General features: G+C 65.9%; 13 protein-coding genes. 7 read left to right on the forward strand and 6 right to left on the reverse strand.

Annotated features, from left to right (window positions below; all coding sequences use genetic code 11):
* Window positions 1-82 precede the first annotated feature (82 nt).
* The 6 genes from RND78_RS18230 (at window position 83) to pncB (ending at window position 5,361) form a co-directional block, all read left to right on the forward strand.
* The gene (locus RND78_RS18230) at window positions 83-757 is read left to right on the forward strand and encodes a response regulator transcription factor (protein WP_059225924.1); all 675 of its coding nucleotides are present in this window, start codon (window positions 83-85) and stop codon (window positions 755-757) included.
* A gap of 2 nt (window positions 758-759) precedes the next feature.
* Window positions 760-2,049 (forward strand): HAMP domain-containing sensor histidine kinase, encoded by a 1,290-nt coding sequence (locus RND78_RS18235; RefSeq protein ID WP_312730950.1) that lies wholly within the window; start codon window positions 760-762, stop codon window positions 2,047-2,049.
* A gap of 253 nt (window positions 2,050-2,302) precedes the next feature.
* Entirely contained in the window at window positions 2,303-2,989 is a 687-nt protein-coding gene (locus RND78_RS18240) for a class I SAM-dependent methyltransferase (RefSeq protein WP_312730952.1), read from the forward strand.
* A gap of 30 nt (window positions 2,990-3,019) precedes the next feature.
* Complete coding sequence (locus RND78_RS18245) at window positions 3,020-3,718, forward strand: lipopolysaccharide kinase InaA family protein (protein WP_312730955.1); 699 nt, start codon at window positions 3,020-3,022, stop codon at window positions 3,716-3,718.
* Window positions 3,719-3,741: 23 nt separating this feature from the next.
* Window positions 3,742-3,933: a hypothetical protein gene (locus RND78_RS18250; RefSeq protein WP_312730956.1), complete on the forward strand. Its 192-nt coding sequence runs from the start codon at window positions 3,742-3,744 to the stop codon at window positions 3,931-3,933.
* Window positions 3,934-4,158: 225 nt separating this feature from the next.
* The gene (gene pncB / locus RND78_RS18255; RefSeq protein ID WP_312730958.1) at window positions 4,159-5,361 is read left to right on the forward strand and encodes a nicotinate phosphoribosyltransferase; all 1,203 of its coding nucleotides are present in this window, start codon (window positions 4,159-4,161) and stop codon (window positions 5,359-5,361) included.
* A gap of 27 nt (window positions 5,362-5,388) precedes the next feature.
* Here pncB and selO read toward each other — a convergent pair whose 3' ends face one another.
* The 3 genes from selO to RND78_RS18270 all read right to left on the reverse strand — a co-directional run bounded on the left by selO (window position 5,389) and on the right by RND78_RS18270 (window position 12,063).
* Window positions 5,389-6,849: a protein adenylyltransferase SelO gene (gene selO / locus RND78_RS18260; protein WP_312730960.1), complete on the reverse strand. Its 1,461-nt coding sequence runs from the start codon at window positions 6,847-6,849 to the stop codon at window positions 5,389-5,391.
* A gap of 31 nt (window positions 6,850-6,880) precedes the next feature.
* Entirely contained in the window at window positions 6,881-10,225 is a 3,345-nt protein-coding gene (mscK, locus tag RND78_RS18265) for a mechanosensitive channel MscK (RefSeq protein ID WP_312730961.1), read from the reverse strand.
* Between the two features lie 98 nt (window positions 10,226-10,323).
* Window positions 10,324-12,063: a potassium/proton antiporter gene (locus RND78_RS18270; RefSeq protein WP_312730963.1), complete on the reverse strand. Its 1,740-nt coding sequence runs from the start codon at window positions 12,061-12,063 to the stop codon at window positions 10,324-10,326.
* Window positions 12,064-12,191: 128 nt separating this feature from the next.
* Here RND78_RS18270 and RND78_RS18275 point away from each other — a divergent pair, with 128 nt between their 5' ends.
* Window positions 12,192-13,028 (forward strand): 23S rRNA (adenine(2030)-N(6))-methyltransferase RlmJ, encoded by an 837-nt coding sequence (locus RND78_RS18275; protein WP_059225915.1) that lies wholly within the window; start codon window positions 12,192-12,194, stop codon window positions 13,026-13,028.
* A 61-nt stretch (window positions 13,029-13,089) separates the two neighbouring features.
* On the opposite strand, the gene msrA is transcribed toward RND78_RS18275, so the two are convergent.
* The 3 genes from msrA to aceF all read right to left on the reverse strand — a co-directional run bounded on the left by msrA (window position 13,090) and on the right by aceF (window position 18,667).
* Entirely contained in the window at window positions 13,090-13,755 is a 666-nt protein-coding gene (msrA, locus tag RND78_RS18280; protein WP_312730964.1) for a peptide-methionine (S)-S-oxide reductase MsrA, read from the reverse strand.
* An 81-nt stretch (window positions 13,756-13,836) separates the two neighbouring features.
* A complete protein-coding gene (locus tag RND78_RS18285) occupies window positions 13,837-16,443 on the reverse strand; it encodes an EAL domain-containing protein (protein WP_312730965.1) in 2,607 nt (868 codons plus the stop codon).
* A 238-nt stretch (window positions 16,444-16,681) separates the two neighbouring features.
* Window positions 16,682-18,667: a dihydrolipoyllysine-residue acetyltransferase gene (gene aceF, locus RND78_RS18290; RefSeq protein ID WP_312730967.1), complete on the reverse strand. Its 1,986-nt coding sequence runs from the start codon at window positions 18,665-18,667 to the stop codon at window positions 16,682-16,684.
* Window positions 18,668-18,679 lie beyond the last annotated feature (12 nt).

Raw genomic sequence — 18,679 nt, forward strand, 5'->3', positions numbered from 1 at the left:
GAGTCCAGTGACGACGGTTAGGCTGGATAGCGAACAGAATTAGTGCGGGCCGCGCAGGCGATCCGCAGCAGAGGTCAGCGACATGCGTATCCTGGTGGTGGAAGACAACAAAGACATCCTCAGCAACCTGCTGGATTACCTCAGTCTGAAGGGCTACAGCGTGGACTGCGCCCAGGACGGGCTCTCCGGTCTGCACCTGGCGGCGACCGAGCACTACGACCTGCTGATCCTCGACATCATGCTGCCCGGCATCGATGGCTACACCCTCTGCCAGCGGCTGCGCCAGGATGCCCGGCGCGATACCCCGGTGATCATGCTCACTGCCCGCGACCAGCTCGACGATCGCCTGGAGGGCTTCCGCTCCGGCGCCGACGACTACCTGGTGAAGCCCTTCGCCCTGTCCGAGCTGGCGGCTCGGGTCGAGGCGGTGATGCGTCGCACCAAGGGCGGTGGGCGCCGCCAGCTGCAAGTGGCCGATCTCAGCTACGACCTCGACACCCTGGAGGTGAGCCGGGCCGGCAAGCCACTCAAGCTCAACCCCATCGGGCTGAAGATTCTCGCCCTGCTGATGCAGAAGTCGCCCCATGTGGTCCGTCGCGAGGTGCTGGAGGAGGCGGTCTGGGGTGAGGACTATCCGGACAGCGACAGCCTGCGCAGCCATGTCCACCAGTTGCGGCAGATCATCGACAAACCCTTCGCGCAGCCGTTGCTGCGCACCATCCATGGCGTGGGCTACAAGCTGGTCGAGCAGGATTGAGCATGGAATACCACCTGAGCCTGTCGCGGCGGATCGTCATCGCCTTCGTCCTGATGACCTTCCTGGTCGGCGGCGTGTTTTCCCTGGGGATCGTCGCGGTGGTACACACCGTGGAAGAGCGGCTGATCTCCACCGACCTGCGCAACGAGCTGGAGCGCATGGTGCAGCGCGACATGCGCAGGGGGGGGCAGCCGGTGCTGGACCCCGACATGCGGCTGTACTACGTGCCCCTGGCCGAGGTGGCGCAGTTGCCCGAGCACCTGCGTGACCTGCCCGAGGGTTTCAGCGAGGTAGAGGAAGACCAGCAGTACTTCTATGCCTACGTGGCCGAGATCGATGGCAATCACTTCGTCCTGCTGCAGAACCAGAGCGATTTCGAAGCGCGGGAGCGGCTGCTCTACAAGGTAGTGCTGGGTGGCTTCCTGATCAGCGTGGCCCTGGCCTGGCTGCTGGGCTGGGCCCTGGCGCGGCGGGTGATCGCCCCGGTGGTGCGGCTGGCGCGCCAGGTCCGTCGCCGCGACCAGATCCTCGATGTCACGCCGCCGCTGGCGCCGGACTACGCCAAGGATGAAGTAGGCGAACTGGCGGGCGCCTTCGACGACGCCTTCGACCGCCTGCGCGCCGCCCTGGCCCGCGAGCGGCTGTTCACCAGCGACGTCAGCCATGAGTTGCGCACCCCCCTGATGGTCATCCATTCCTCCTGCGAGCTGCTGGCCGCCACGCCCGACCTGCCACCGCGGGCCCAGGGGCCGCTGGAGCGCATGACCCGCGCCGCGCGCGAGATGCAGGAGCTGGTACAGACCTTCCTGGCGCTGGCCCGCAACCAGGGTGACGGCGATGGCCAGGCGCCGCGGGCGTCCCTGGCCGCGGCGGCGCGACGGCAGACCGGCGAGTGGCGCGCGGCGGTGGAGGCCAAGGGCCTGCGCTGGCACCTGAGCGTGGCACCCGAGGCGGACGCCTATCTGTGGCACGAGCCCTTCCTGCGCTCGGTGATGAGCAATCTGCTGCGCAATGCCCTGCACTACACCGAGAGTGGCTACATCGCCCTGCAGGTCGGTGCCCACGGCTTCGTGGTGGAAGACAGTGGCGTAGGCATTCCCGAAGAACAGCGCGAAGCCATGTTCCAACCCTTCGTGCGTGGCGCCGAGGGGCGCGGGGAAGGACTCGGCCTGGGGCTGTCGCTGGTTCGACGGATCTGTCAGCTGCAGGGCTGGAGCGTGGCGCTGGGGGAGAGTTCGACCGGCGGTTGTCGCTTCGAGATCGACCTGGGACACGACAGGATAACGGGCTAGTGTGGTGTTTCAGAAGTTCGGGCAAGAATTGGCAGGTGATTTTTTGACTTAGGCTAGGCGCCGCGACGAGTCATAGCAGGGCTATGGCGAGGAGTGGCAACGACGCCTAAGCCAAAAAAGCGCCGCCAAAATTGTGTAGTTAACTTCTGAAGCACCACACTAGCGTTACAGAATTTTCACAATGGCTTGACCGGCGTTTGACAGGCTCCTGGTTAGGGTAGCGACATCTTCCTACGCCCCAGGAGCCGCCTTCGTGAAAGCGCCCATCGACCTGCCCTTTTCGCAAAAGTACGACGCCGACCACGCCCGCCAGTACTACCTGAAGCACCAGGATGGTCTGGCCCGGCGCCTGTCCCACTGGCGCGACGAGCAACTGGCGCGGCAGGCCCTGAACATCGCCGGCCAGCCTAACCTGGTGCTGGACCTGCCCAGCGGCGCCGGTCGCTTCTGGCCGCTCTTGGCGGAGAAGCGCAATCGGGTGATCATCGGTGCCGACTATTCGGAAAACATGCTGGCCACCGCCTGCGCGCAGCAGCCGGCAGAGGTGGTAGCCCGGGTCAAGACGTTGCAGACGTCGGCTTTCTCTATCGACTTGTCCGACAATTCTGTAGATTGCATTTTCTGTATGCGGTTGTTGCACCACGTGGGCGAATCGGCGGACCGACTGGCGCTGCTGCAGGAGTTCCACCGCGTGACCCGCGACAGCGTCATCCTGTCGCTCTGGGTCGATGGCAATTTCAAGGCCTGGCGGCGCAAGGCGCTGGAACGTCGGCGTCAAGCCCAGGGCCGCGACCGTGGCGGTTATCAGAACAGATTCATCGTCGAGCGTGCTCAGTTCGAGGCGGAAGTCGCCCAGGCTGGTTTCGTGGTCGACCGAACCCTGGATTTCCTGCCGGGCTACGCCATGTGGCGGGTCTATGTCCTGCGCAAGGCCAGCTGAACTCGTTAGAGAATAAGAGAGAGGTAGTCGATGGGAGCCGCGACGCGGGGAGAAGGGCGTTTCGATCAGTGGTGGAACACCACTGGCGACTGGGTGGAAGCGCCCAACGTACGACGCGGTGGCGAGAGCGGCGTCCAGCGCCTGCGATTGCCCGACGGCACCCTGGCCTACGTCAAGCGCCAGGTCGGCCACCTCTATCGCAGCCTGCGTCATCCCCTGGGGCGTCCCACCGCCCTGCGCGAGCGCGACGCCCTGCTGGCCTTCCGCGACCTTGGCATCCAGGTGCCCGAACTGCTGTTCTGCGATGCCCAGCATGCCGCGGGCGGCTGGCGTGCGCTGTTGGTCAGCGCCGCGCTGGACGGCTACCAGGATCTCGATCACTGGTACGCGCAGGGGGGCGGCAGCCAGCTCAGCGAGGCCGAACACGAGCGTTTCCTGACCACCCTGGGCGAAGTCCTGGCGCGGATGCACCAGCACCGCTGGCAGCATGGCTGCCTCTATCCCAAGCACATCTTCGTCACCGAACGTCAGGGGGCCGAAGGCAAGGAATTCGCCATCGCTCTACTGGATCTGGAGAAATGCCGGCAGCGGTTGTCGTTGGAGACTGCCGCCCGTCGGGATATGCTGCAATTACGCCGCCATTCGTCGTGGAATGCTGCGCAATGGCGAACTCTGATTTACGTTTATCAACAGGCGTTGGGGCGGAAAATCAGAGGGTTGGAGTCATGACTTCACAAATTACTCGAGGTTTGTTGATCGCGCTTTTTTGCGGCGTCACCACGCTGGCCTATGCCAGCTGGCTACGACCCGCGGCGGTGGTGGTCGGCAGCGAAGGGCTCGACTACTGCCAGACCCCGGTCGCCCGCAACCTGAGCACCTCCAACACCGGCAGCCACGACCTGCTGCTGTTCCTCTTCGGCATGACCCAGACCCATAACCGCTGACTCCCGTGAGCGCTCAGAGCCTGTTCAAAATCTGCTGCGCGTCGGCCAAACCGCGTTGAAAATGCCTTCGGAATGCTCATTTACCACTCGTAAACTCCGCTTCCTCAGGCCTTTTCGCCTTGTTTGGCTCTAGCTCGCGAGATTATGAACAGGCTCTAAGGTCCTTTCACTCGTCAGTCAAGTTCGGCATGCTGTCGATCGATCCATAGCTGCCGAGTCCAGCCAATGATGGCCGATAGTTTTTCCGAGCGGGCAGTGCAAAGTCTGCTGGATACCGATTTCTACAAGCTCACCATGATGCAGGCCGTCCTGCACAACTATCCCAATGCGGAAGTGGAGTGGGCCTTTCGTTGCCGTAACGACGAAGACCTGCGGCCCTATCATCAGGCTATCCAGGCGGAAATCGACGCCCTCGCCGACGTCGCCATCAGCGACAGCCAATTGGCCTTCCTCGAGCGCATCCCTTTCATCACCCCCGACTTCATCCGTTTCCTGCGGCTGTTTCGTTTCAATCCGTCCTATGTGTTCCTCGGCGAGGAAGAAGGACGTTTCACCCTGACCCTCAAGGGCCCCTGGCTGCATCTCATCCTCTTCGAGGTGCCAATCCTGGCGCTGATCAGCGAGGTGCGCAATCGCCAACGGCATGCCGAGCTGCCGCTGCAGGTGGCCCGGGACCAGCTCTATCGCAAGTTCGACTGGCTGGCCCGAGAGGCGGGCGCCGACGAGCTGGCCGAATTCAAGATGGCCGATTTCGGCACCCGGCGGCGTTTTTCCTACGGGGTACAGGAAATGGTGGTGCGCAGCCTGAGGGACGACTTTCCCGGTCGCTTCGTCGGCACCAGCAACGTGCATTTGGCCTGGGAGCTGGGCGTCGCGCCCCTGGGCACCATGGCCCACGAGTGGCTGATGGCCCACCAGCAGCTGGGGCCACGGCTGATCGACAGCCAGATCGCCGCGCTCGATTGCTGGGTGCGCGAGTATCGCGGCCAGCTGGGTATCGCCTTGACCGATACCATCACCATGGACGCCTTCCTGCGTGACTTCGATCTCTACTTCGCCAAGCTGTTCGACGGCCTGCGCCACGACAGCGGCGATCCGCTGCAGTGGGCGGAGAAAGCTATCGCCCATTACCAGCAACTGGGCATAGATCCCCTGACCAAGACCCTGGTGTTCTCCGATTCGCTCAACCTGGAAAAGGCGCTCGCCCTGTTCCGGGCGCTACGTGAGCGGATCAACGTCAGCTTCGGCATCGGTACCCATTTCACCTGCGACATCCCTGGGGTGCAGCCGATGAACATGGTGCTCAAGATGAGTCGCTGCAACGGCCAGCCGGTGGCCAAGATTTCCGACGCCCCGGGCAAGTCCCAGGGCGGCGAGCCGGATTTCCTGCACTATCTGCGGCACGTCTTCCAGGTCGACGGCGCCTGAGTTCGGGCGCCTTGCCGGGGCCAGTCCTCAGGACGAGCAGCTGATCTCCAGATGCTTGCCCCAGTCCGGCGGCCGCTGGGCGAAGCGTTCCCGCCCGGGCTGGGCCTCGAAGGGACGCGACAGCACCTCGTGCAGCAACCGCACCTCGCTGTAGTCCCCTGCTTCGGCCTGCTCGATGGCTTGCTGGGCCAGGTAGTTGCGTAGCACATACAGCGGGTTCACCGCGTTCATGCGCGTTGTCCGCTCCGCTGCCGAGCCGCCTTCGGCGTCCAGGCGGGTGCGATAGGCCTGGCTCCAGTCGTCGAAGCCGCGCAGATCGATGAAATCCTCCCGCACCCGGGCGAGCGCAGCGCCGGGCTCCTCTTCGCCCAAGTGGCGGAAGAACAGCGAATAGTCCACGCCCCCCTGCTGCATCAGCGCGAGCAGCCGCTCGATCAGTTCCTGGTCCTCTTCCCGGGCTTCCTGCAGGCCCAGCCGGCGGCGCATCAGGTCCAGGTAGTGGGCCTGATACAGCGGCAGGAAGAGGGCGATGCCCTGCTGTAGCTCCTCCACCTCAACCTGGGGCGTCAGCGCCTGGGCCAGGGCCGCCAGGTTCCAATGGGCGATGGGCACCTGGTTGCTGTAGGAGTAGCGGCCCGTGTGATCGGAGTGGTTGCAGATGAAATGGGCGTCGAAGTCATCGAGGAAGGCATAGGGGCCGAAGTCGAAGGTCAGGCCCAGGATGGAGAAGTTGTCGGTATTCATCACCCCGTGGCAGAAGCCATGGGCCTGCCAGTGGGCGATCAGGGCCGCGGTACGTTCCACCACCTCGCGGAACATTGCTGCCCAGGGTTGCGGCTGGCCTTGCAGGTGTGGGAAGTGCGCCGCCAGCACGTGCTCGCCCAGGCGCTGCAGCACTTCGTGCTGGCGCGTGTAGTAGAAGTATTCGAAGTGTCCGAAGCGCACGTGGCTGGGTGCCAGGCGCAGCAGGGTGGCGCCGGTTTCCAGCCGCTCGCGGACCACCTGGGTCGAGGAGCCGATCACGCAACCGGCGCGGGTGGTCGGGACGCCCAGGGCATGCAGGGCTTCTGAGGCAAGGAATTCGCGGATGGATGAACGCAGCACCGCGCGGCCATCACCCATGCGCGAGAAGGGGGTAAGGCCGGCACCCTTGAGGTGCAGGTCCCAATGCTCGCCACGCTCGTTCACCACCTCGCCCAGCAGCAGGCCGCGGCCATCGCCCAGGCGTGGGTTGTAGGAGCCGAACTGGTGGCCGGAATAGACCATCGCCCGGGGCTCGGCGCTGTCCCACAGCTGGGCGCCGGCGAACACCTGGGTGAATTCCGGCGTCTCGGCCACCGCCGGGTCCAGGTCCAGCAGCGCCAGGGCCGCGGGGGAGGCGACCACCAGCCGCGGATCGTCCAGCGGCCGGGGCTCGATGTGGGTGGAGAAGTCATCGCCCAGGCGGGCGAATCTGTTGTCGAAGGTCAGGTCGAGCAGCTGTTTCATGGGTATCCCGAAATGTCCGCGCGGAGGGCCGTCAGGCCTTGGGTGACTTGGGATCCTCGGCCTCCTGCTGGGCATCCTCTTCAGGTAGGAAAGACTTTTTGCCCAGTTGTTTCTCCGCCCCGTGGCGATTCTTCAGGGTGATCTCCATCTGCGGGGTCGACAGCAGGTTGATGCCCGCATCGCGCAGCAACTGGTCGATGCGCCGGATCAGCTCGTCGGTGGCGGCGCTGCGGTCGCCCAGCTCACGCACATAGATGCGCAGCTCGTGGTCCAGGGTGCTGGCGCCGTAGTGGATGATGTACAGCGAGGGCTCGGGGTCGTGCAGCACCCGCGAGTTCTCCTTCACCGCCTGCATGATCAGGCGCTGCGCCTCGACCAGGTCACTGCCGCGGTTGATGCCGAAGGTCAGCACGATGCGGGTGACGGTGTCGGTCAGCGTCCAGTTGATCAGCTGGCTGGTGACGAAGGTCTTGTTGGGCACCACCACCGACTTGCGGTCGGCGTCGGTGATGTGGGTGGCGCGGATGCGGATCTTGTTCACCGTGCCGGTCACGTTGCCGATGGTGATCAGGTCGCCCACGCGCACTGGGCGCTCGAAGAGGATGATCAGGCCGGAGATGAAGTTACCGAAGATCTCCTGCAGACCGAAACCCAGACCGACGGAGAGGGCCGTAGCCAGCCACTGCAGCTTGTCCCAGCTCACTCCGAGGGTCGCCAGGGTGGTGACGACGCCGACCCCGACGATGACGTAGGAGAGCAGGGTGGTGGTGGCGTAGGCGCTGCCCTGGGCCAGGTTGAGCCGCGACAGCACCAGCACCTCCAGCAGGCCGGGCAGGTTGCGCGCCAGGGCGACGGTGAGGCCGGCGATGACCAGAGCGATGATGAACACCCGCAGCGTCAGGGGTACCTCGGTGGCGGTAGCGCCGGTGCCGCTGGTGTATTGGTAGAGGGTGACGTTGTCCAGATAGGAGAACACCGCTACCACGTCGGCCCAGACCAGGTAGAGCACGCCGAGGAAGGCCAGCAGCAGGCTCAGGCGCAGCAGGCGCGAGGACTGCTGGTTGACCTGCTCCATGTCCAGGGTCGGCTCCTGCACCACCTCGACGCCCTCGGCATCTTCCTGCTGCGCCTGGCGCTTCTGCAGGGCGCGCTGGTAGGCCAGGCGCCGGGCGGCCACGCTCAGGCCGCGGGCCAGGGTGGCTTCCAGGATGATCCAGGCCATCAGCACATAGAGGGTATCCACCAGTCGGTCGGTGAGCTTGAGCGCGGTGTAGTAGTAGCCGAACAGCACGGCGAAGAACAGCACGGCCGGGATGGCGGTGATCATCAGGCCGAGCAGCAGGCGGAAGAACGGCAGGCGCTCGCGGGCGGTGGCATTGAGCAGGGAGCGACCCAGCATCCAGGCCAGGCTGGCGTAGGCCACCAGCACGATGAGGATGCCCAGGACGTCGTCGGCGAGCCCCGCCAGCTGACGTTCGGCGATGGCCACCACCGCCATCAGCGCCAGGGCCAGCAGGCCTACGCGGCGCACCAGGCGCCGCAGGGACTGGGCCTGGGGGCGGGCCCAGCGGAAGTGGGTCTCGGCCACGCCGCCGGAGGCCAGCAGGCGATACACCGTATAGAACACCAGCCAACCGGCGGCGATTTCCAGCAGGGCCGCGCCGATGGCGGCGTTGACCCCGCGTTCGTCACCCTCCAGGGCCACGCCGCCCAGCCAGAGCACCAGGCTCGCCGGCAGGCCGAGCAGAATGGTGAGCAGGATGGCCTGGGGCGTGTGCAGCTGGCTGTCGCGCTGGTAGTGGCCGATGTCCTGGTTGAGCTTGCTGACCCGGGCATGGATGCGCGGGCGTTGCCAGATCAGGGTGGCGAAGGCCAATACCAGAGGCACCAGCAGCAGCGGCCGCTCGGCCAGGCCCACGTAGAGTTCGTGCAGGCTGGAGCCCCAGGGTACGTCGCGCAGTTGCTGCATCAGCTTGAGCGGGGCAGTCTTGGCCCAGTTCCAGTCCAGCGGCTTGTTGCTGGGAATCCAGAACATCTGCTCGTCGAGGGTGCCACGCAGGTTGGTGATGGTGCTCTGCAGCTGACGCTGGTTGAGCTGCAGGTCGATGGACTCGCTGAGCAGGGCATTGAGCTCGGTGTTCAGGCGTTCCTGCAGTTCGCTACGGGTCTTGAGCAGGTCGAGCAGTTGCTGGCGCAGCTGGGGCGTCGCCTTTTCCGGTGGCTGCTGGGCCAACAGGTCGCTGACGTAGCTGTCGGGATTGGCGATCTGGGCGCGCTGCTGGTTCAGCTCGAACTGGTAGAGGCGCAGGTCGGCGATGTCGTCGGTGAGGTCCTTGTTCAGCTTGACCGACGGCAGGGCGGCGCGCTGCTGGTAGAGCAGCTTGGAGAGCAGCACGCTGCCCTTGAGCACGCCGATCTGCTGCTCCATGGTTTCGCTGGTCTGCTTGAGCTGATCCAGCTGCTGGCGGGCCTCGAGGTTGCGCCGGTTGAGGTCGTTGAGGCGGTCGGTGGCGCGCAGCAGGTAGTCGGAGAGTTGCAGGTTGAGGCCGGTCTCCTGGGACAGGACATCATCGCCGGCGGTCTTCTCCGACTCCCGTGAGGCCTCGGCCAGGGTCTTCTCCGACTGCTGGCGGCGCTTGCCGCTGATCAGCGTCTGCAGGTCCAGGGTTTCCTGCTCGTAGCGCTTGACCTGCTCGGTGAAGAGTTCGCGACGGATGGCGCCCAGGTCCTGCAGCACGCTGTTGCCGGCCAGCTCCTGGCGCAGCAACTGGATCTGGGCGCCGGCGGCTGCCTGCTCGGCCTGCAATTGGTCACGGCGCTCGGCGGTCAGCGGCTTGGCGTTCTCGCGACCGCTCTTGAGCAGGTCGGCGATCTGCTGCAGCCGGGTCTGCAGGTTGGCGATGTCCACCTGGGCGCGCTCGGGGCGGGTCTGGGCGTTGATCACCAGGCTGTTGGCCGCGTTGAGGTCGTCCTGCACGCTGTTGAGCGCCAGGCTGGTCTCGCTCAGGCGCTGCTCCAGGGCCTGGGGCGTGGCCCCGGCATAGCGCTGCTCGGCCGGCTTGACCGGTTCGGCGCGCAGCCGGGCGAGCTGGCGCTGGGCATCCTTGGTCTGCTGCGGCGCCTGGGCCAGTTGTTGGCGCAGGTCGGCCAGCTGCTTGACGTACTGGTCGCGCTGGTCGAGCAGCTTCAGCGTCTGCTGCAGGCTGTCCTGGGCGGCGGCCTGCTCGGCAGCGGGCAGCTTGCGCGCGGCCAGGCCGTCCAGGCTCTGCTGGACCTGTTGCGCATCGGGCGGCCCGGAATCCTGGGCGACGACAGGGAAGGTGAAGAGGCAGCTGCAGAGGGCGGCAGCACGGAGCAGAGCGGACAGGCGGTGCATGCGGCAGGCGTCGGGCAGTGGAAAGGCGCGAGGTTAAAGCGGTGCTGCCGAGGGCGCAAGGCGGCACCGTGCAAGCCGCGAACCCTGTTCATCCACGGTTAAAGAAAGAGCGCGGGTCCGCTGCTCTGGCCTTCGGGAAACTTCACGCCGACCTTGCGCACGCGCTTGTTCTCGATGGCCGCGACGATCCACACCAGGCCGTTCCATTCCACCAGGTCGCCGACGATGGGTTCGCCACCGATCTCGTGGGTGATGAAGCTGCCGAGACGCTGGTTACCGTCCACGTCGCCCAGTTGCAGGCCGTACAGCGCGGCCACGGCGCTGAGTTCGGCGTCGGCCTCCAGGACGAAGTCGCCGAAGAAGCGCTGGGTCTGTTGCGGCGCCTGGCTGAACAGCCGGCCCAGGGCCGGCAGGTCGTGCTCGTGACCGACCACGCAGAGGATGTCGCCGGCCTCCAGGGTGGTACTGCCGGAGGGGTGCAACAGCGTCTCGCCGCGGAACAGCGCGGCGATGCGGGTACCCTCGGGCATCTTCAGCTCGCGCAGGGCCGCGCCGATGCACCATTTCTCGGCGCCCAGGCGATAGATGAACAGCTCCCACTCGCTGGTGGGGTGCACCTGCAGGCCGGCGCGGGAGAAGGGGGCCGGTTCCGGAGGGACGGTCACCTTCAGCAGCTTGGCCGCCAGCGGCAGGCTGGAGCCCTGCACCAGCAGCGACACCAGCACGATGAAGAAGGCGACGTTGAAGAACAGCTGCGCCTGGGGCAAACCGGCCATCATCGGGAAGACCGCCAGGATGATGGGTACCGCGCCGCGCAGGCCGACCCAGGCGATGAAGGCCTTCTCGCGGTCGTGGAAGGCTCGGAAGGGCAGCAGACCGATGGCCACCGACAGTGGGCGGGCGACCAGGATCATCCACAGCGCCAGGCCCAGGGCGGGCAGGGCGATGGGCAGCAGGTTGTGCGGTTCCACCAGCAGCCCCAGCACCAGGAACATGCCGATCTGCGCCAGCCAGGCCATGCCGTCGAGCATGTGCAGCATGCTGTGCCGGCTGCGGATCGGCCGATTGCCCAGCAGCAGGCCGGCCAGGTACACGGCGAGGATGCCGCTGCCGTGGGCAGCGTTGGTCAGGGCGAAGATCAGCAGGCCGCCGCTGATGGCCAGCAGCGGATAGAGGCCGTCGGCCAGGTGGATGCGGTTGATCAACTGCAGCAGCAGCCAGCCGCCACCCAGGCCGATGACGCCGCCGATGGCGAATTCGCTGACGAAGTGGCCGAGCAGGCTCCAGGTGAAGCCGCTCTGGCCGCTGGCGAGCATCTCGATCAGGGTGACGGTGAGAAACACCGCCATGGGGTCGTTACTGCCCGACTCGATTTCCAGGCTGGCAGTGACCCGTTCGTTGAGGCCGCGACCGCCGAGCAGGGAGAACACCGCCGCGGCGTCCGTGGAGCCGACGATGGCACCGATCAGTAGGCCCTGCAGCAGGCTGAGATCGAACAGCCAGGCCGCGGCGACGCCGGTCAGGCCGGTGGTGATCATCACCCCCACGGTAGCCAGCGACAACGCCGGCCAGAGCGCCACCCGGAAGCTCGACACCCGGGTGCGCATGCCGCCGTCGAGCAGGATCACCGCCAGTGCCAGGTTGCCTACCAGGTAGGCCATCGGATAGTTGTCGAAGGCGATGTGCCCGGGCCCGTCGACCCCGGCGAACATGCCGACCACCAGGAAGATCACCAGGATCGGGATGCCGATCCGCGAGGAAATCGAGCTGACCAGAATCGACAGGCCGATCAGCACCGCACCGATCAAGAACAAACTGTTGATGGTGACGGCGTCCAAGCGCGACTCCTAGGGCAAAGGGTTGAACAACCTAGGGATTTAACCCGTTGGGTGGTCGGGGTGTCAAAGCGCAGCGCGGCCTCGGGCAGGTAAGACGGTACACTGTAGGGCTGACGCTGGAGTATTTCATGAACTACCGACACGCCTTCCATGCCGGCAACCACGCCGATGTCTTCAAGCACCTCACCCTGTTGCGCCTGGCCGCGCTGCTGGCGCGCAAGGAGGCCCCCTTCGTCTATCTGGACAGCCACTCCGGGGTCGGGCGCTACGACCTCGCCGGCGACCAGGCCAGCCGCACCGATGAGTGGCGGGAAGGCATCGGCCGGCTCTGGACGCTGGAAGGCGCGCCGGCGGCCTTTGCCGGCTATCGGGAAGCGGTGGCGGCGCTCAACCCCGATGGCGCCCTGCGCTACTACCCAGGTTCGCCCGAGCTGATGCGTCAAGCCCTGCGCGACCAGGATCGGCTGCTGCTCAACGAATTGCATCCCGAGGACGGGCGGTTGCTCAAGGAGAACATGGCGGGTGATCGCCGGGTGGCGGTGCACCAGAAGGATGGCTGGCTGCTGCCGCGTGCCCTGCTGCCGGTGCCCGAGCGCCGGGCGCTGCTGCTGATCGATCCGCCCTTCGAGAAGGCCGACGAGCTGGAGCGTTGCGTCAAAGCGGTGCAGGAGGCCATCGGCCGCATGCGCCAGACGGTCATTGCTCTCTGGTATCCGATCAAGGACCGCCGTCAGCTCAAGCGCTTCTATGCAGGGCTTCAGGGCAGTGGCGCACCCAAGCTGCTAAGGGCCGAGCTGCTGGTCAATTCGGCGGACGATCCGACCCGGCTCAATGGCTCCGGATTGGCCATCGTCAATGCGCCCTGGGGGCTGGAAGACGAGTTGCGCGAACTGCTGCCCTGGCTGGCCGAGCACCTGGCTCAGGGCGAAGGCAGCTGCCAGCTGGACTGGTTGATCGCCGAATAGGCGGCCCCTGGACTAGGCTGCCGCAGCAGTAGCGGCGCCGTCCAGCAGCACAGCTGTGCCTCTATGCCTGGCGCGCCAGGCTTGGCGGCAGGCAGACGCCGGTGCCGGCCAGGCCGCAATAGCCGTTGGGGTTCTTCGCCAGGTACTGCTGGTGGTAGGCCTCGGCATAGTAGAAGGGCGGCAGTGGGGCGATCTCGGTGGTGATCTCGCCATAGCCCGCCTCGGCCAGCTTGGCCTGGAAGGCCGCCTGGCTGGCCTCGAAGACTTCCCGCTGGCGGTCGTCGGCGTAATAGAGCGCCGAGCGATACTGGGTGCCGACGTCGTTGCCCTGGCGCATGCCCTGGGTCGGGTCGTGGGCTTCCCAGAACACCTTGAGCAGTGCCTCCAGGGAAGTCTGGGCCGGATCGAACACCACCAGCACCACCTCGGTATGGCCGGTCAGCCCCGAGCAGACCTCTTCGTAGGTCGGATTGGGGGTATAGCCGCCAGCATAACCGGCAGCGGTGGTCCAGACCCCCGGTTGCTGCCAGAAACGGCGTTCGACGCCCCAGAAGCAGCCCATGCCGACCACCAGGCTCTGCAGGCCGGCGGGGAAGGGGGCCTGCAACGGATTGCCGTTGACGTAGTGGGCAGCGGGGACGGCCATGGGGGTCTCGCGACCGGGCAATGCCTGGTCGGCGGAGGGCAGGTGGCTCTTCTTGGTCAGAATTTCGGAACGCAGGACCATGGGTTACCTCGTGGGGGAAGGCCTGGCGAAACGCGCCTCGTCGGCAAGGTCGCCCAGGCGGGGTCGGGGCCGCTCGGCGGTTCAGCGCACCGGCAGGTAGCGCGTCAGCGCGGTCTCGAGCTGCTCGGCCGGGATCGGCTTGTCGAACAGGTAGCCCTGGCCGATATCGCAACGATGATGGCGCAGGAAAGCCAGCTGCTCGGTCGTCTCTATGCCCTCGGCAACCACCTCCAGTCGAAGGTTGTGGGCCATGGCGATCACCGCGGAGGTGATTTCCATGTCGTCCTGGTTGTCCGGGATGTCCTTGATGAAACTCCTGTCGATCTTGATGATGTCGATGGGGAATTTTTTCAAGTAGCTGAGCGACGAATAACCGGTACCGAAGTCGTCCATCGCCAAACTCATGCCCAGGCGCTTGAGGGCTTCCAGGGTTTCGCGGGTAGCGTCGGTGGCGTCCAGCAGCAGGCTTTCGGTGAGTTCAAGCTCCAGGCGCTCCGGGGCGATGCGCTCTTCGTCGAGGATGGTGACGAAGGACTGCACCAGTTCGGGATCGGTGAATTGCTTGGGCGACAGGTTGATGGCGATCTGCAGGTCGCCGAACCCCATCGCGGCCAGCCGGTGCAGCTGGCGGCAGACCTCACGGATGATCCATTTGCCGATGGGGATGATCAGACCGGTTTCTTCGGCGATGCTGATGAACTGGTCCGGACGGATCATGCCCTTTTCCGGATGCTGCCAGCGGATCAGAGCCTCCAGGCCGAGCAGCCTGGCGCGCTTCAGGCAGACCTTGGGCTGGTAGTGCAGCAGGAGTTCGTTCTGCTCGAGGGCGCGGCGCAGGTTGTTCTGCATGAACAGCTTGTTGCTGGCCTCGGCGATCAGCGCCTCGGTGAAGATCTGAACCTGATGGCCACCATTGGCCTTGGCGCGATGCAGGGCGAGGCCGGCATGCTTGATCAGGGTCTGGGGGTCGGTTTCGTGCGGGCGCGCGGTAGTCAGGCCGATCGAACAGCTGATCAGGGTGGGATGGCCGTCCACGTAGAGCGGCGGATCGAGGGCCACCAGGGTGTCGCGGGCCAGGGCGGCGGCGGAAACGGCGTCCATCCCCTCCAGCAGCACGGCGAATTCGTTGCTGGCGATGCGGGCGATCAGGGCGCTCTTGCCCAAGGCAGTGCGCAGGCGACGAGCCAGCCCGACCAGCAGTTGGTCGCCGATGCGATGGCCCAGGCTGTCGTTGACCCGCTTGAAGTTGTCGACGTCCACCAGCAGCAGCGAGTGCTCGCGGCTGGCGTTGGACTGCTCCAGGCGTGCCTCCAGGCGGGCGATGAAATGGCTGCGGTTGGCCAGGCCGGTTAGGCTGTCGCGGAAGGCGATCTCGTCGTTCTGCTCGGGTGCGAAGCGGGTCTTGCTGGTGTCCTGGAAAATCCCCAGGTAGCCCTGCAGGTCGCCGCTGGGCTGCAGGATCTTGGAGATCGAGAGCAGGCCCCAGTAACTCTCGCCGTCACGCCGGTAGCAGCGCATCTCGCCCTGCCAGCTGTCCTGGTGCGCGAGCCGCTGCCAGGCTTCGTAAAGCAGCTCGCTCCAGTTCTCCAGGGCCGGCAGCGACTCGATGAGCATGCCCTGGATCTTGGTGATGGGATGGCCGGTGATGCGGGCGAAGCTGTCGGTGGCATGCTCCAGCCGCCCCTGGGCGTCGAGCAACAGGAAGGCATCGGTGCTGGCTTCCATGACCCGGGTGAGCGGGTGGATCAGCTTCGGCAGGCTCGCCGGGCTGTTGATGAGGGCGGCCAGGCAATCGGCCAGGCTGCGGGCAAAGGCGACGTCTTCCGCCGCCCAGGTGGCGGCCTGCTGGCGTCTCAGGCAGAGCACGCCGGCCAGGTGACCATCCTGGAGCAGCGCCACGTCCAGGGCGGTCCCGCCGCCGGTGTTCGCTGGCTGCAGCACCTGGCTCGCCTCTTCGATCACCTGCTGCTCACGCAACAGGCGGCGATGCTCGGTGCACATCGCGGTGATCCGCTCGTCACTGGTCAGGCCGCTCAGGCCATTGCCGTCCAGGCGCCATAGGCCGACGTGGTCCACGTCGAAGGCCGCGGGCCCATGGGCGAGGATGAGTTGTCCCAGCTCGGCGTCCGTCGGGTCCTGGCGCAGGGCCAGGCGGGACAGGCCGAGCAGCAGGTCCTGGCGGGCCTGGGCGATCGCCAGGCGGCGCTGGTGGTGGTCCTGGTTGTCCTGCAGCAGGGCGAGGCTGGAGCGTAGCGCCAGGGTATGGGCTTCCCACTGGCTGGAGAGCGCGTCGTCGTTGGCTACTCGCAACAGATAGCCACGCAGCAGGGGTCGCCCATGGCGCTGCAGGCTTTCGCCTACCTCGACGACCTGGCAGGGCGCGCTGGGGGAATGGAACAGGTAGCGCACTTGGTAGCTGCCGTGTTCGGCGAGCTGCAGCTGGATATCTTCGTGCAGCCGGTGACGGACACTGGGTTCCATCAGGCTGGCATAGGGCGCATCGATGAGCGAGCACAGCGCCTGTGCCGGCAGGCCGAGACTGACGTCACAGCGTGGATCGAGATAGAGCATCGCCCAGGAGGCTTCATTCAGACGCTCGAAGCGCAGCAAGCCCAATCGGGCAGGAGCGCTGAGGGCGCCCGCCTGATCGGCTACCGCGGCATCGGCAGCGTCGGAATGAATACTCATGCGAGAGGTCGCGTCCTTGTGAAGACGGATAAGTGTCCTAGGGTTATCGGAAAGGATAGACAAATCATTAACCCTTTTTCCTTTCCGCCTCACTGGCGATATCGGATGACTAACAAGGTTGCCCGATCGGACCGGGAGCGCGCAAGCGCCTGCAGTCAGCCGCCATCCTACCCTTTCTCCAAGACAAAAAAACAGGAACCCCGCATCGGCGGGGTTCCCATTGTTCAGCCGTCGGCCGTTACAGCAGCAGGCTGCGGATCTCGGCCAGCAGATCGCCCAGGCGCTTGGTGAAGCGCGCGGCGGCCGCCCCGTTGATCACGCGGTGATCGTAGGACAGCGACAGCGGCAGCATCAGGCGTGGCTGGAAGGCCTTGCCGTCCCAGACCGGCTGCATGCTGGCCTTGGACACGCCGAGGATCGCCACTTCCGGGGCATTGACGATCGGCGTGAAGCCGGTACCGCCGATGTGACCCAGGCTGGAGATGGTGAAGCAGGCGCCCTGCATGTCGTCGCCGCTGAGCTTCTTGGTCCGCGCCTTTTCCGCCAGTTGGGCGGCTTCGGCAGCGAGTTGCAGGAGGCTCTTCTGGTCGACGTTGCGGATGACCGGGACCAGCAAGCCGTCCGGGGTGTCCACGGCGAAGCCGATGTGCACGTACTTCTTGCGGATCACCGCCTTGCCACTGGGGGCCAGGGAGGCGTTGAAGTCCGGCAGTTCCTTGAGCACATGGGCACAGGCCTTGAGCAGGAACGGCAGGATGGTCAGCTTGACGCCGGCCTTTTCCGCCACGGCTTTCTGGCCAACGCGGAAGGCTTCCAGATCGGTCACGTCGGACTGGTCGAACTGGGTCACGTGGGGCACGTTCAGCCAGCTGCGATGCAGGTTGTTGGCGCCAACCTGCATGAGGCGCGTCATCGGCACCTCTTCGATCTCGCCGAACTTGCTGAAGTCCACGGTGGGGATCGGCGGGATGCCGGCGCCACCGGTGGCTCCTGCCGCCGCGGCCGGAGCCGCCTTGCTCTTCTGCAGCTGGTCCTTGACGTAGGTCTGGACGTCTTCCTTGAGGATGCGACCCTTGGGACCGGTCGGGGTGACCTCGCCCAGGTCGACGCCGAACTCGCGGGCGACCATGCGCACCGCTGGGCCGGCATGGACCTTCTTGCCCTTGCCGGCAGCAGGTGCACTGGCAGGCGCAGCGGCCTTGGCCGGAGCCTCGGCTTTCTTCTCGGCAGCCGGCGCGCTGGCAGCGTTGCCGGCAGCGGGCTTGGCCGCCTGCTTGGGCGCGGCACCGGCCACCTTGAGGGTCAGGATCAGATCGCCGGTCTTGGCCTGGTCGTTGACCTTGATGGCGACGCTTTCCACCACACCCGCCTTGGGCGCGGGGATTTCCATGCTGGCCTTGTCGGACTCCAGCACGATCAGCGACTGTTCGGCCTTGACCTGGTCACCGGCCTTGACCAGCACCTCGATGACGTTGGCGCTGCCGGTGGAACCGATGTCGGGGACCTTGATCTCCTCGACCGACTCACCGGCCGGCTCGGCGGCGGCTTCCTCGTGCAGTTCGGGCTCGGCGGCTGACTGGGCGGGCTTGTCGCCAGCCGTGGATTCGACGCTCTTGCTCGGCTTGGCATTGGCGGCGCCCTTGAGCACCAGGATCAGATCGCCGGTGCCCACTTCGTCGCCGACCTTGACGGAAACGCTCTCCACCACGCCGGCGGCGGGGGAGGGGATTTCCATGCTGGCCTTGTCGGATTCCAGGGTCATCAGCGTCTGCTCGGCGGCGATGGTGTCGCCGGGCTTGACCGCCACCTCGATGATGCTGGCCTTGCCGCTGGAGCCGATGTCCGGGACATGGATCTCCTGGGACTCGCCTTCACCGGCGGACGCCGAGGCGTCCTCGTCGCCGGCCGGCGTCGGGGTTTCGCTTTCTTCGACCTGGGGCTGCTTGGACTCGGCCTTGGGTTCGGCGGCGGGCTCGCTGCCGGTGGCAGCGTCCTCGCCTTCCAGGTCGATCAACAGATCACCGGTCTTGAGGGTGTCGCCGACCTTGATGTGCAGGGCGGCGATCTTGCCGGCCTTGGGGGCCGGGATCTCCATGCTGGCCTTGTCGGACTCCAGCACCACCAGGCTCTGCTCGGCCTCGACGGTATCGCCGACCTTCACCAGCAGTTCGATGACTTCGCCGTCGCCACTGCCGATGTCGGGTACGCGGATGGTCTCGCTCACAATTGTTTCCTC

This window comes from Pseudomonas oryzihabitans (assembly GCF_032027545.1).
GTDB lineage: Bacteria > Pseudomonadota > Gammaproteobacteria > Pseudomonadales > Pseudomonadaceae > Chryseomonas > Chryseomonas oryzihabitans_F.